This window comes from Streptomyces sp. NPDC002004 (assembly GCF_053593975.1).
Genome location: NZ_JBSFDP010000004.1, coordinates 135,091 through 148,232 on the forward strand (window position 1 = coordinate 135,091; position 13,142 = coordinate 148,232).

Below are 13,142 nucleotides of genomic sequence, written 5' to 3' on the forward strand. Positions count from 1 at the left end.
GGCACAGGACCTCCTCACATCGTACGGACGTACGGAAGGGGGCCAAGTGCCGGAGGGCCTGTTACCTCCGGCGGGATGTGTCGGACATCTCAGCAGAAGCGTGGCGCCGGGGTGTGGAAGCGCGAGGCCCGGTGTCACCGGCGGGTCGGGCGGCCGGTGACACCGGGCGGGCGGGTGGCTCGGGCGGGTCAGTCGAATCGCGCCGCCAGCAGCACCACGTCCTCCTCGTCGTCCTTCTCGTCGAGCCCGTCCGGCAGCACCGACCGCACCACGTGGTCCGCGATCGCCCCCGGGTCGCACCGCAGCGCCCGCGGCACGCCCACCGCCGCCGCGTGGAGCCGTGTGAACGCCCGGTCCATGGGGTCGCCGGTGCGCTCCAGGAGTCCGTCGGTGTACAGCAGCACCGTTTCTCCAGGCTCCGGCCGGATCTCCAGGCTGGGCGCCTCCCAGCAGGCCAGCATGCCGAGCGGCGCGGACAGCGACGTCTCCACGAACTCGGTGCGCCGCTCGCCGACGATGAGCGGAGGGCTGTGCCCGGCCCCCGCCAGCGTGATCTTGCGCAGGGCCGGCTCGCAGTAGGCGAAGAGCGCGGTGGCGGAGCGGGCGGGCTCGGTGAGCCGCAGCAGCAGTTCGAGGTCGGACAGGACGGCGACGGGGTCCTCGCCCTCCATCACCGCGTACGCCCGCAGGGATGCCCGGAGCCTGCCCATCGCGGCGACCGCGCTCGGTCCTGAACCGGTGACCGAGCCGACGGCGAGGCCGAGCGCGCCCTCCGGGAGCGGCAGGGCGTCGTACCAGTCGCCGCCGCCGCGCGGGCCTGTGCGGTGCCGGGCGGCGAGCTGTACCCCGGCGACCCGGGGCAGCCGCGGCGGCAGCAGCTCCTCGGCGATGGTGGCGGCGGTGCGGCGGGCCCGCTCCAGCTCGACGAGGAGGGCCAGGTGTTCCGTGGCGCAGCGGGCGTAGAGGCCGATGAGGTGGCGCCGGCGCTCGACGGGGGCCGCGGGTTCGTCGTACAGCCAGACGGCGGCGCCGATGCGGCCCGCCTTCTCGGTGGCCAGGGGGAGTGCGTAGCTGGCGGCGAAGCCGAGCCGGGCCGCCACCTCGCGATGGCGCGGGTCGAGTCCGTCCTCGGCGAGCAGGTCGGGGTGGGCGATCTCGCGTTCGCCGCCGGGGAGTCCCGCCGGGGTGTCGAGGAGCTGTCCGAACGACGTCGCGCCGCGCGGCACGGTCTCGATGTGTCCGAGGTCGGAGCGGGCGAGTCCCAGGCCGACGGTGGTGTCGGGCCCGCGGCCGTCGGCGGGTTCCAGGACGAGCAGGCCGCGGCGGGCGCCGACGAGCGCGGCCCCGGCGCGCAGCAGTTCGTGCAGGGCGTCGTCGAGACACGAGGTGCGCGTCAGTCGTTCGGTGAGCTCGTGCAGCGTGGTCAGGTCGGAGACCCAGCCCGCGAGCCGGTCCTGAAGGACCGCTCCGGGGGCGGCCGATGAGTCGGGGGAGGTGGTGGCGGTGCTGGCCGGGGGAGTGCCGGTCGGCGCGACAGTGTGGGCGGGAGCGGGAACCGTGGAATCGATTCCAGCCACTTTCGGAAGGTGCGGGGCGTTCATGGCAGCCGGCCTTTGGGCCGGTGCGTATTGCTCAAAAGCATCGCAAACCCCCTGAGATTCTGCGCCGCTGGCAATGTCTCCACATCTACCGCCCTGATGAGGGGATGTCCAGCATTGTCCTGCTGGGATTCCTGGTGTCCGTGGGGCGCTTGCGCCTCGATCGAACTTGGCGAAAAACTGACTGGGGTATCGGGATTTTGCGGTCGACTGGCTCCGCTCCACGGAGCGTCACACCGGCCGTGGTGGGTACGTACTCGGAGAAGGCCAGGGGAAGTTGGGAGTGCCCCGGAACCTGGCGACGGACCCGGGCGTCCCAACCACCGACGGCCGTGCCCCATCCTCCGTGGCGGAGGCGGCGAGAAATACGCGGGACGGCGAAATCGCCAGGCGCCGCCACCCCACGCCATGCCCATGCTTTTGCCACACGCGGTATGGACAGTCGCAGTATGGACGCAGGCCCTCGAAGGCCCTGGGGTTTCCTGCCCCCGTCGGCGCGTTCGGCGGCAGGGTGTGACGCACCAGTACGTACGACAGCGAAGTGATCGACACATGGTGTGATGTGGTCCTCGGCGTTCAACGGAAAGGAACGAGCGCTCATGCGCGAGATCCTCGGAAGGCGACGCAGGCTCCTGTCCCGGCGCATCTACGGGCGCTTGTCCAGGCGGAACGGCGGGAGGCCTGAGGTGATGAGCGCGGCCCTCACCTTCGCGACGGAGTGGCGGTGGCCCGTGCTCCCGGGCATCGGACTGCAGGCACGCGGCGGCGACCGCTGTGCCTGTCCCGTCCCGGACTGCGCGGCTCCGGGAGCACATCCCTTCGACCCGCCGCTGCTCGCCGCGACGACGGACGAGCGCATGGTGCGCTGGTGGTGGACCAACCGGCCGTCCGCGCCGGTCGTCCTGGCCACCGGCAGCACGTCCGCGGGAGGCCGCGCCCCCTGCGCGGTGAGCCTGCCGGCCGCCGAGGGCACCCGTGCGCTCGACGCGCTCGACCGGGCGGGCATGCGCCTCGGCCCCGTGATCGCCACGCCCTCCCGCTGCGCGATCCTCGTGGCCCCCTACACCTTCGAGCAGCTCGGCGAGCTGCTCTACGCCAAGGACTTCGTGCCCGGCAGCCTCCGCTTCCACGGCGAGGGCGGCTACCTGGCACTCCCCCCGACCGTCACGGTCGGTGAGCACGGCCGGTCGTCCGCCGATACCCGGAACCGGATCCGCTGGGAGCGCGCTCCGATGCCCGGCTCGGCCGCCCCCTGGGTGCCCGATGTCGAGGCCGTCGTGGACGGTGTCGTGGACGTCCTCACTCGTACGGGTGTGAGCGCGCCGGAGATGTAGCGGACATCCGCGCGGGGCGAGCGGATCACCCCTGATCCGCCGCTATCTTCGGCCGCATGCTGTGGCATTCCGGGGGACGTCCCCCGGCCCCGCGGAGCGATGATCCGCCCTCTCACGACGAACACCCGCCTTCTCACGACGCATCCCCGATGCTTCGGGACGGCCGTCCGGCCTCTCGGGACGCCGGCCGGGCCTCTCGGGACGGCAGTCGGACCTCTCGGGACGACCACCCTGCCGGTGGGGACGACCACCCTGCCGGTGGGGACGACCACCCTGCCGGTGGGGACGACCACCGTGCCGGTCGGGACGACCACCGTGCCGGTGAGGACGACCACCCCGCTTCCCGGAACGGCCGGCCGATCCGCAGGGACGACGCTCCGGCCGGGGGAGACCGGACGACTGCCCGGGACGGCGGGCGTCCGGCCGCCCGCGACGACGCTCCGCCCCGGTTCACCCGGCGGGCCTTCCGCCCCGGCGATGCCGCGCACCGGTCCGGCGGCCCGGGTGTGCCGGCCGCCGTGCCGGGGCCCCGGAGCGACCGCCGCGCCGCACGCCCCGGCGCTCCGGCTCTCCGGGCCGGCGGCCCCGATTCCCCGGCAGCCGCTCCGGAGGTCCGGGGCGACCGCCGGGCCGGCCTGTTCGACCGCCGGGACCGGCGCTCCGGTGACCCGGCCGCACAGGGCATCGGCCCGGGCCGGGGTTCCTCCCCCGACCGTCCGGAACCCCGGGGCGCCCGCCCGCCCTTGCGGTTCGACCGTCCGGCCCGGCGGTCCGGCGAGCTGGCTCCGCGCGGCGACGAACAGGCCGGAGCCGGAAGCCACCGTGCACCCCGGGGCCGCCGTCCTTCGCGGCACGGCCGCCCGGGTTCGCGGAACAAGCACCGGGCGATCCGGTCCGGCCGTCCCGGCAACAAGCACCGGGCGATCCGCAGCGCCCTGCTGCGAGGTCCTGTCCGGCCGGGGCTGCTGCTGCTCACGGGCGCCGTCGCGCTCGTGGCCGTGCTTCCGCTCGCGGGGGCGTTCGCGGGGCCGCTGGGCAAGGGGGCGCAGCCACCCGCCGGTCGTGACGGGCGCGGCTTCGTACGGGGTGGCGGTGCGCTGCGCGAGGGCGGCGCCGTCCCCGAGGGTCCAGGAGGGCGCGACGCTGCGGCGGTGCGCGAGGGCGCCGATGCACCGGACGGCGCCGCCGTACGGCCCGGCGGCGCACCCGGTGACGTCGACGGCGGTGACGCGCGCGGCGATGCGGGCGCGGTGCGGCCCGACCCGCCGACCGGGCAGGACGACGGTGCTCCGCAGACGGACGCTCCCGGGGACGGCGCGCGCCGGTCACTGCCGTCCGGGGCCGGACCGGTGGGCGGCATCGCACAGTGCGGTCCCGAACTGAGCTCGCCCGACGGCATCGAGGCCCAGACCTGTGTCATGACCCGGGACGGGGACACCTGGGGGCGCACCTACTTCCGCAACGCGACGGGGCGGCCGCTGAGTTCCGTGCTCACCCTGATGGGGCCGCACGACCGCACCCTGCAGATCCGTTGCGACGTGGACGCGGCGGACGACCCGGGAGTGTGCGAGACGCCGAGGGAACGGACCGCGGGGCCCGCCGACGCGTATGCGGCGGTCGCGGAGTTCGCGGCGCCCCGCGCGGCGCGGAACGGCGGGGGTACGGGACCTCTGCTGCTGCGGACGGGAAGCGGCACGGGCCGGGTCGCCGGGCCCGACGGCGGCAGGGCGGCCCGGGCCGGTGCCACCGGCAGGGGCGGTCCGGTCGCCGCATCCCGTCATTGACCGTGCGGCGCAGTGGTCCGTCCCGGCCGCGGGTGAACCGGGCACGAGCCGCGTGTGCACCGCACCCGAACCGCGGATCGGCGGCGGGCGGAATGCGCGGGTGGCCCCGGACATGGAAGCGCCCGGTTGCTGGCGACGGGGGATGCACCAGCAACCGGGCTACCAGAACGGTAACAAGAGATCGGCAGTTAGCAAATTCGATCTCTTCTATTCGGACACCGATTCACCTGCGATGACGGGGAGTTGTGACCGGAGTCACCCGCTCCGGGAGGGCGCCGGAGCTGACCGGTCGGTCAGTCCCGTGCTCCCGCGCGGCGGTCGCGGTGCCCCCGGCCGTCAGCTGAGGGTGACCTGCCGGTTGGTGAGGCCGCCGCGCGCGCGGCGCTCCTCCGCGGTGAGCGGCGCGTCCGACGCGAGCACCTCGGCGAGCCGCTCGGCGAACTCGGCCGCGGGCTTCTCGACGTCCTCCGCGCTCATCCCGCTCGGGAGGTCCCAGACCGGCACCATCAGGCCGTGCGCGCGGAAGGAGCCGACCAGACGGGTGCCCTCGCCGAGCGACGACGTGCCCGCCGCGTGCAGCCGCGCGAGCGCGTCGAGCAGCCGCTCCTCGGGGTGCGGCATGACCCAGCGCAGATGGTTCTTCTCCGGCGTCTCGCACCAGTAGGCGGCGTCGACGCCGGTGAGCTTCACGGTCGGGATCGCGGCGGCGTTCGCCCGCTCCAGGGAGGCGGTGACCTCCGGAGTGGCCATCTCCGAATCCGGCACCCAGAACTCGAAGCCGCTGTGCACCTCCGGCTCGAAACCGCCCTTCGGGTCCAGCAGCTCCTGCAGCCGGGGACCGTCGGAGGGCGCCCGGCGGCCCTGGACCGGCGTACCAGGCTCGGCGGTCAGCGCGCGCTGGAGCGTGTCGGCGAGGTCGCGGCTGATGTCGCCGGACGACGTCTCGTTCTGCAGGCCCAGCAGCACCGAGCCGTCCGTGCGGCGCAGCCCCGGCCACGCCATCGGCAGCACCGTCGCCAGGGTGACCGACGGCACGCCCTCGGGGAGCCCGTCCTTCAGCGTCAGCTCGACGGTCGCCGCGGGCACCAGCTCGCGCAGGGCCACCCAGTCGCACTCGCTCGGCAGGCCCTCGAACGGGCGCTGCACCAGCTCGGTCACGGCGTGTGCCGCTGCCCGCCCGTGGCAGGCCTTGTACCGGCGGCCCGAGCCGCACGGGCAGGGCTCGCGAGCGCCGACGACGGGGATCTCACCATCCTTGAGCTGTGCCGGCTTGGCCTTCGTCTGAGGGCGCTTCTTGGCCATCGTGGGTGTCTCCCGATTACGGCTCGTCTGTACGGGCGCGAGCCTAGCCGCTCGCGGGGGCCGCGACGGGAATCCGGAGCGGGTCGCGCCGTGGGCCGCGGCCCGATGTGCCGTCGGCTCCCGTGCTGCCTCGGGCGAGAACCCCTCGGGCCCTGCCGGGCCGAGGCCCGCGCTCCGTGTGTCCCCCCGGCCAGGGGTGCATACCCCTCCGGGACCTCCCGGTGTCTCCGGGACCTCCCCGTGTTTCCAGGACCTCCCCGATTCCCCGGGAGTCCCCTCAGCCCAGCTCGTCGAATGCGTCCGCGAACTCGAGGTCGGGCAGCGCGGTCACCGAGGGCGACGCGACGCGCGTAGCGAAATCCTCACGGCGGTGCTCCACGGATACGCCGTCCTGCACGACGACCCACACCGTGACCTCGCCGCGGGCGTCGTCCCGAACGCCCCAGTCGTCGGCCAGCGCCGTGATGATGTTCAGCCCACGGCCACCGCGTGCGGTGACCGAGGGCGTGGCCGGAACCGGGCGGGTCGGACCACCGCCGTCCGTCACCTCGACCGTCAGCCGTCCCGTCGGACCGACGCACCATGCGGCCCGGACGTCGCCGTCCCCGGCCAGTGCGTCCCCGAGCGGTCTGCCGTGCCGACACGCATTGCTGAGCAGTTCGGACAGGATCAATACGGCATCGTCGATGACCGATTCCGGGACACCGTGCCGACGCAATTGACTGCGCATCCGGTGCCGCGCTTTCCCCACGCCCGCAGGACCATGGGGAACGGCCATGCTCGACGACGTGGGCACCTCCCGTGCCACCACCAACGCCACCCCCGAGACCTCCTTCGCCCCACGCCACGGTGTGGATGCCCCACTGGCCTGGACCGGAAACCGGCCGATCGGCGTCCGGTGACGCACTCCCGGTGGTCGAATACGGATCGAACGCGCCGGTGCACTCCCTGTAACTGCCGTTACCGGCGTCCCAGTTGTGACAGGACCTGCTTCGGGCGATTGGTGATGATTGCGTCGATGCCCAGTTCGACGCAGAGTTCGACGTCCTCGGGTTCGTTCACGGTCCACACGTGCACCTGGTGACCCGCCTGTTTCAGCCGGGCGATGTACGTCGGGTGGTTGCGCACGATCCGGATCGACGGGCCGGCGATGCCGACACCGGCCGGCAGCCTGCCGTCGCGCAGCCGCGGCGAGACGAACTGCGAGAGGTAGACCGTGGGCAGGGTGGGGGACGCCGCCCGTACGCGGTGCAGGGAGCGTGCGGAGAAGCTCATGATCCGTACCGGCGAGCGCTCGCCCGGGGCCGGGGCGTCCAGGCCGAACCGCCGGAGCAGCAGGAGCAGCCGCTCCTCCACCTGGCCCGCCCAGCGAGTGGGGTGCTTCGTCTCGATCGCGAGCTCGACGGGCCGGCCGGCGTCGGCCACCAGTTCCAGCAGGCGTTCCAGGGTCAGCACCGAGGTGTCGGCCCAGTCCGGGCTCTCCTCCCAGCCGACCGGGCCGGAGACGGCCTCGTCGCCCTTCTTCCAGGAGCCGAAGTCCAGGGCGGCCAGGTCCGCGAGCTCCAGTGCGGAGACGGCTCCGCGGCCGTTCGACGTACGGTTGACCCGGCGGTCGTGCACACAGACAAGATGGCCGTCGGCGGTGAGACGTACATCGCATTCGAGGGCGTCGGCGCCGTCGTCGAGTGCCTTCTTGTACGCGGCCAGGGTGTGCTCGGGAGCGTCTTCGGAGGCTCCGCGGTGGGCGACAACCTGGATGAGGTGCTGTCGTGCGAGGGTCACGCCGTCATCGTGCCATCCCTACTATCGACAGGTGTGGCCGCCCATAAGGAGGCCGCCGCCGGGTAGACGGACGCCTTGGGGATGCGTCCGGGACGTCCGCGGTCAAGGATGGCAGCACGATTTCGGCGTCCGGGTCCGGAGTGGTGGTGTGCGCCGCCCCGGGAGCGGCGTCGGCGTCGGTCATCCACGGGGCGCCCCGGGGTGGCAATCGACACAAAGGGCATATTGGACACACAGGATCGGCTTATGGTGCCCTGACGTGCCGTGGGAAAAGCTTGACGGTACACGCAAGGACCGTGTCATCCCCCATACGAACAGCAGTGGACCGAGGAGAAAGAGCTGTGAGCACCGAGAACGAGGGCACCGCGGTACCCCCCGCCCCACCCGCCCCTCCTGTGCCGGTGGACTCTCCCGCTGCGTCCACGTCTCCGGGAGCGGCGGGCTCCGCCGCCCCGGGACCGCAGCTTTCGGGCGGCCCCGAGCAGCATCCCGGGGTGCCGGCGCATCCCCCGGCGCCGGGCGCACCCCCGGCGGCGGCGCCCGGATCGGAGGACTGGCCGCCCCCGCCGCCCGCCGTGCCCGCGTACGCGGGAGGCTCCGGCGGTCATGGCTGGGGCTCTTCGTACCACCCGCACGAGCCGGCGCCCGGCGGCCGGCGCGGCGGCCTGGTCGCCGCGGTGCTCGCGGCGGCACTGATCGCGGGCGGCGTCGGCGGCGGCATCGGCTACTTCGCGGCCGAGCACCACGACGACAGCGCCCAGTCGACGACGGTCTCCGCCCAGAGCCCCGCCGATGTGAAGCGCCCGGCGGGCTCGGTCGCCGGGATCGCTGCCCGGGCGCTGCCCAGCGTCGTCACCATCGAGGCACAGGGCGGCAACGGCGACGGCGGTACGGGTACCGGCTTCATCTACGACAAGCAGGGCCACATCCTCACCAACAACCACGTGGTGGCATCGGCGGCCGACGGCGGCAAGCTGTCCGCCACCTTCTCCGACGGCCGCAAGTACACGGCCGAGGTGATCGGCAAGGCCCAGGGCTACGACGTCGCGGTCATCAAGCTGAAGAACGCGCCGTCGAACCTGCAGCCGCTGGAGCTCGCCAACTCGGACCGGGTCGCCGTGGGCGACTCGACGATCGCGATCGGCGCGCCCTTCGGCCTGTCCAACACCGTGACCACCGGCATCGTCAGCGCCAAGAACCGCCCCGTGGCCTCCAGCGACGGCGGCAACAGCAAGGCGTCGTACATGAGCGCCCTGCAGACCGACGCCTCGATCAACCCGGGCAACTCCGGCGGTCCGCTGCTCGACGCGAGCGGCGCCGTGATCGGCATCAACTCGGCCATCCAGTCCGCCGGCAGCGGCGGCCTCGGCGGCACCGGTCAGGCCGGCTCGATCGGCCTGGGCTTCGCGATCCCGATCAACCAGGCGAAGAACGTCGCCGAGCAGCTCATCAGGACGGGCCAGCCGGTCTACCCGGTGATCGGCGCATCGGTCTCCCTGGAGGAGCAGGGCGGCGGCGCGACGATCACCCAGGAGGGCGCGGGCGGCGCGGACCCGGTCACGCCGAACGGCCCCGCCGACAAGGCGGGCCTCAAGCCCGGTGACGTGATCACCAAGTTGGACGACACCGTGATCGACAGCGGCCCGACCCTGATCGGCCAGATCTGGACCCACAAGCCCGGCGACACCATCAAGATCACCTACGAGCGCGACGGCAAGGAGCACACGGCCTCCGTCGTCCTGGGCCAGCGCAAGGGCGACAGCTGAGCTCGACCCGTTACTCTTGTCCCCGCGCCGCGGCCAACAGCGCGCGGCCCGGGGAGGCGTGCCCGAGCGGCCGAAGGGAACGGTCTTGAAAACCGTCGTGGCAGCGATGTCACCGTGGGTTCAAATCCCACCGCCTCCGCTCCGAGAGCAGTGAGAACGGCCCCTGACCAGCAGGATGTGTCAGGGGCCGTTCTGCTGCCCCGGTGTCCGCCGGGCCCGGCGGTCCCTCTTCCTCCCTGTCGCGGCGGGCGCGGAAGGGGCGCTCGGGACCGAGCGCCCCACCCGGGCCGAGGGCCCGCAACGGACAGCCGGGCTTCATAGGCTTCGGCCATGCAGGACACCACACAGGACATACGGATCAGGCCGGGCGGCCCGGCCGACGCCCCGGCGATTCTGGACATGCTCGACGCCGCGGTGCGCTGGATGAACGATCGCGGCAACACCGAGCAGTGGGGCACGACACCGCATTCGCAACGGCCCGGCGGCGTGGCCCGAGTCGAGCGGTACACGACCGAGAACGCCCCGTACATCGCGGTGTTGGACGGAGTACCTGTCGGGGCCCTGGTGCTGGACTCCGGGCCCAGCCCGCAGATGCCGATCGCGCCGGCCGAGGAACCCGAGCGGTACGTCCGGCTGCTGGTCTCCGACCGGAGGTACGCCGGTCGTGGCATCGGGGCGGCGCTGCTGGCCCATGCCGCCGAGGAGACCCGGCGGGCCGGCGTGGAACTGCTGCGCGTCGACTGCTGGGCGGGCGGCGAGGGCGAACTGGTCGCGTTCTACGAGCGCAACGGATTCACCCCCACCGACCGCTTCCTGTCCGGGGCCTGGCCGGGACAGGTGCTGGCCAGGCGGGTCGGCTGACGGCTCGGGCAGGGCGCCCGGCGACGGGCTCGTCCGACAGGTCCGGAGCAGGGTCCCGCCGGTCGATCCGCCCGCGGTTTCCCACCGGCGGGCGGTGGCGCCGCAGCGGTACGGCGGGCACCGCCGGCCGATCGGACCGGCGCCGGGGCGGTGCCGTCAGGGCCGGGTGAAGACGAGGCTCACGTTGTGGCCGCCGAATCCGAAGGCGTTGGCGAGCGCCGCCTGCCACCGTCCGCTGCGGCTTCCGCCCTGCACGAGGTCCAGGTCGACAGCGGGGTCCACCCGGTCGAGGTTGCGTACGGCCGGTGCGACGCCGTCCCGCAGGGCCAGCAGGGCCGCCAGCGCGCCCACCGCACCGGACGCGCCCAGCATGTGGCCGGTCATGGACTTGGTCGCGGTGACCGCGGGGTGCGTTCCCACGGCGCGGGCGATGGCGTGAGCCTCGGCCAGGTCGCCGGACGGGGTGGAGGTGGCGTGCGCGTGCACGTGCCCGATGTCCGCGGGCGCCAGGTCCGCGTCGCGCAGGGACAGTCCGATGGCCCGGACCTGGCCGTCGACGTCCGACGCCGTGATGTGCTCGGCGCTCGAGGTGATCCCGGCTCCGGCCAGCGCGCCGTGGACACGGGCGCCGCGGGCCCGGGCGAATGCGGCGCGTTCCAGCACCATCACGCAGCCGCCCTCGCCCATCACGAACCCGCTGCGCGCCGCGTCGAAGGGGCGGGAGACGGACTCGGGGTCGTCGGACTGCGTGGACAGGGCCTTCATCTGCGCGAAGGCGGCCAGGGTGAAGGGGTGCAGGGGCGCTTCCACACCGCCGGCCACCACGACGTCGGCCCGGTCGCTGCGGATCAGGTCCAGGCCCACGGCCAGGGCTTCGGCGCCCGAGGCGCAGGCGCTGACCGGGGTGCGCGCTCCTCCCTTGGCGCCCAGGTCCATGCTCACCCAGGCTGCGGGTCCGTTGGGCATGAGCATGGGGACGGTGAACGGTGACATGCGACGGGCTCCCGACGTCTCCAGGACGTCGTCCTGCCCGAGAGTCGTGAGCATGCCGCCTATACCGGTCCCGATGACGACGGCGATCCGCTCGGGTTCGGCCCGCGGGGCGCCCGCGTCCGCCCAGGCCTCATGGGAGCCGACCAGGGCGATCTGCTCGACCCGGTCCAGCTTGCGGGCCTGCGGCCGCGGCAGCCGGTGCGCCGGGTCCTCGGCCAGTTCGGCGGCGATGCGCACGGGCAGCCCCTCGGCCCACTCCTGCTCCATCGTGCGTACGCCGGACTTGCCCGCGAGCAGACCCGACCACGTGGACGCCGCGTCCGCTCCGATCGGTGTCACCGCACCGATCCCGGTCACCAGGGCAGGGCTGTTCGTCATCACGGCCTCCTTCTGCGTAGGACGAGGTCATATAGAGATCCTCCAAGATCACAACGCAGTCTTCCCGCCGGTGGCCAGCAATGGCAGAGCGAAGATCACCGATCTCGGTTGCCGACCTTGTGCGTGTCATACAAAGCAGTCGTCGAGAAAGGAGAGAACGAGGAGACCGGCTCCCGTGCGTGACCGGTGCGCCCCATGGCTCTGTGCGCGGCGAGCACGGGCTTCGGGGGAGGCATCCAATCGGCGTCCGGTGTCCGGCGTCCGGTGTCCGGCGCCAGGCGGTCCGGTGGCTCCGGCGATCCATGTGAGCGGCCTGCTCGCCGACAGCTGCCCGCGCCGCCGCACTGTCTCCCCGGGCAGCCCGTATCTCGGGTCCTGACTGCGGTCGGAGAGCCGAAAGGGCTTGCGTCCGCCGCGTCGCGATTGATCATTTTCACGGGCCCGCGGGCGACTTTTAACGAGATCACCGCCGTTTGTCAAGCCACGAGATTCAGCGGCATGACGGGGCGGGGACGTCAGGGCTTAATTGAGTCATGAGGTCACACGGGACAAGGTGACCGACCCGCACCGTCGGGAAAGGGTCCGGCGGAGCGTTTCCGGGACAGATGTCCCGGCGTCGAATTCCTGCGAAGGGCAGGCGCTTCGACGCTCTTCATCCACACTTTCACTTCAGGAGAATTCTCATGGCTCGTACCCGCATGCAGCGCATCGCAATTCTGACCGCTTCGACCGCTCTGGCCGCCGGAGGTGCGCTGATTCCCACGAGCGCTTTCGCGGCCCCGGCGCACACGAGCACCGCCACGATGGCGCACGCCCACAGCCACGATCACCACAAGAACCACAAGAAGGGCAAGGGCAAGGGCAAGGTCATCGTCATCATAAATAACAACAACAACAACAATAATAACGGTGGTGCAGCGAACAACAACAACAATAACAACAACGGCGGTGGCGCGGCGAACAACAACAACAACAATAACAACAACGGTGGCGCTGGCGCCAACAACAACAATAACAACAACAACAACGGCGGTGGCGCGGCGAACAACAACAACAACAATAACAACAACAACGCTGGGGGCGCGGCGAACAACAACAACAACAATAACAACAACGGTGGCGCTGGCGCCAACAACAACAATAACAACAACAACGGCGGTGGCGCGGCGAACAACAACAACAATAACAACAACAACTGAGGCCAAGGTCCGGCTGGTTGGCGTCGCCAACCAGCCGGACCTTCGTATGCCTCCGGCGAGCCGAAGGGTGAGAGGAGTTCCTGGGCTCAGCGCACGCGATGTCGGGCACGAAGCGGCCCCCGACCGTTCAGCACGGTCGGGGGCC

11 protein-coding genes and 1 tRNA gene are annotated in these 13,142 nt (G+C 72.3%); 7 read left to right on the plus strand and 5 right to left on the minus strand.

The genetic code is table 11. The annotated features are described in order from the left end of the window. Nucleotides 1-188 precede the first annotated feature (188 nt). The gene (locus ACWCP6_RS08960) at nucleotides 189-1,577 is read right to left on the minus strand and encodes a PP2C family protein-serine/threonine phosphatase (protein WP_450931698.1); all 1,389 of its coding nucleotides are present in this window, start codon (nucleotides 1,575-1,577) and stop codon (nucleotides 189-191) included. 620 nt (nucleotides 1,578-2,197) lie between these two features. On the opposite strand from ACWCP6_RS08960, the gene ACWCP6_RS08965 reads away from it, so the two are divergent. Both ACWCP6_RS08965 and ACWCP6_RS08970 read left to right on the plus strand, forming a co-directional pair. Beyond that, nucleotides 2,198-2,932 (plus strand): bifunctional DNA primase/polymerase, encoded by a 735-nt coding sequence (locus ACWCP6_RS08965; RefSeq protein WP_450931699.1) that lies wholly within the window; start codon nucleotides 2,198-2,200, stop codon nucleotides 2,930-2,932. A 743-nt stretch (nucleotides 2,933-3,675) separates the two neighbouring features. Further along, nucleotides 3,676-4,716: a hypothetical protein gene (locus tag ACWCP6_RS08970; protein WP_450931700.1), complete on the plus strand. Its 1,041-nt coding sequence runs from the start codon at nucleotides 3,676-3,678 to the stop codon at nucleotides 4,714-4,716. A 336-nt stretch (nucleotides 4,717-5,052) separates the two neighbouring features. Here ACWCP6_RS08970 and ACWCP6_RS08975 read toward each other — a convergent pair whose 3' ends face one another. Continuing rightward, a complete protein-coding gene (locus tag ACWCP6_RS08975; protein ID WP_450931701.1) occupies nucleotides 5,053-6,018 on the minus strand; it encodes a DUF5926 family protein in 966 nt (321 codons plus the stop codon). A gap of 277 nt (nucleotides 6,019-6,295) precedes the next feature. After that, on the minus strand, nucleotides 6,296-6,838 hold the full coding sequence (locus tag ACWCP6_RS08980; RefSeq protein ID WP_450931702.1) for an ATP-binding protein: 543 nt from the start codon (nucleotides 6,836-6,838) through the stop codon (nucleotides 6,296-6,298). On the opposite strand from ACWCP6_RS08980, the gene ACWCP6_RS08985 reads away from it, so the two are divergent. Next, complete coding sequence (locus tag ACWCP6_RS08985) at nucleotides 6,795-6,920, plus strand: hypothetical protein (RefSeq protein ID WP_450931954.1); 126 nt, start codon at nucleotides 6,795-6,797, stop codon at nucleotides 6,918-6,920. The two genes, ACWCP6_RS08980 and ACWCP6_RS08985, sit on opposite strands and share 44 nt — an antisense overlap. Before the next feature lie 58 nt (nucleotides 6,921-6,978). Here the strand turns inward: ACWCP6_RS08985 and ACWCP6_RS08990 are convergent, their stop codons facing one another. Continuing rightward, nucleotides 6,979-7,800 carry a glycerophosphodiester phosphodiesterase gene (locus ACWCP6_RS08990; RefSeq protein ID WP_450931703.1) on the minus strand — a complete coding sequence of 274 codons (822 nt, stop codon included), beginning with the start codon at nucleotides 7,798-7,800 and terminating at the stop codon, nucleotides 6,979-6,981. Between the two features lie 341 nt (nucleotides 7,801-8,141). Here ACWCP6_RS08990 and ACWCP6_RS08995 point away from each other — a divergent pair, with 341 nt between their 5' ends. The 3 genes from ACWCP6_RS08995 to ACWCP6_RS09005 all read left to right on the plus strand — a co-directional run bounded on the left by ACWCP6_RS08995 (nucleotide 8,142) and on the right by ACWCP6_RS09005 (nucleotide 10,427). Further along, complete coding sequence (locus ACWCP6_RS08995) at nucleotides 8,142-9,566, plus strand: S1C family serine protease (RefSeq protein ID WP_450931704.1); 1,425 nt, start codon at nucleotides 8,142-8,144, stop codon at nucleotides 9,564-9,566. A 52-nt stretch (nucleotides 9,567-9,618) separates the two neighbouring features. After that, nucleotides 9,619-9,705 (plus strand) — tRNA-Ser (locus ACWCP6_RS09000). A gap of 191 nt (nucleotides 9,706-9,896) precedes the next feature. Continuing rightward, complete coding sequence (locus ACWCP6_RS09005) at nucleotides 9,897-10,427, plus strand: GNAT family N-acetyltransferase (protein WP_450931705.1); 531 nt, start codon at nucleotides 9,897-9,899, stop codon at nucleotides 10,425-10,427. Between the two features lie 156 nt (nucleotides 10,428-10,583). Here the strand turns inward: ACWCP6_RS09005 and ACWCP6_RS09010 are convergent, their stop codons facing one another. Further along, nucleotides 10,584-11,798 (minus strand): beta-ketoacyl-[acyl-carrier-protein] synthase family protein, encoded by a 1,215-nt coding sequence (locus tag ACWCP6_RS09010; protein ID WP_450931706.1) that lies wholly within the window; start codon nucleotides 11,796-11,798, stop codon nucleotides 10,584-10,586. A gap of 683 nt (nucleotides 11,799-12,481) precedes the next feature. Between ACWCP6_RS09010 and ACWCP6_RS09015 the strand changes: the two genes are divergently transcribed. Beyond that, nucleotides 12,482-12,997, plus strand: a complete 516-nt coding sequence (locus tag ACWCP6_RS09015; protein ID WP_450931707.1) for a hypothetical protein — start codon at nucleotides 12,482-12,484, stop codon at nucleotides 12,995-12,997. Nucleotides 12,998-13,142 lie beyond the last annotated feature (145 nt).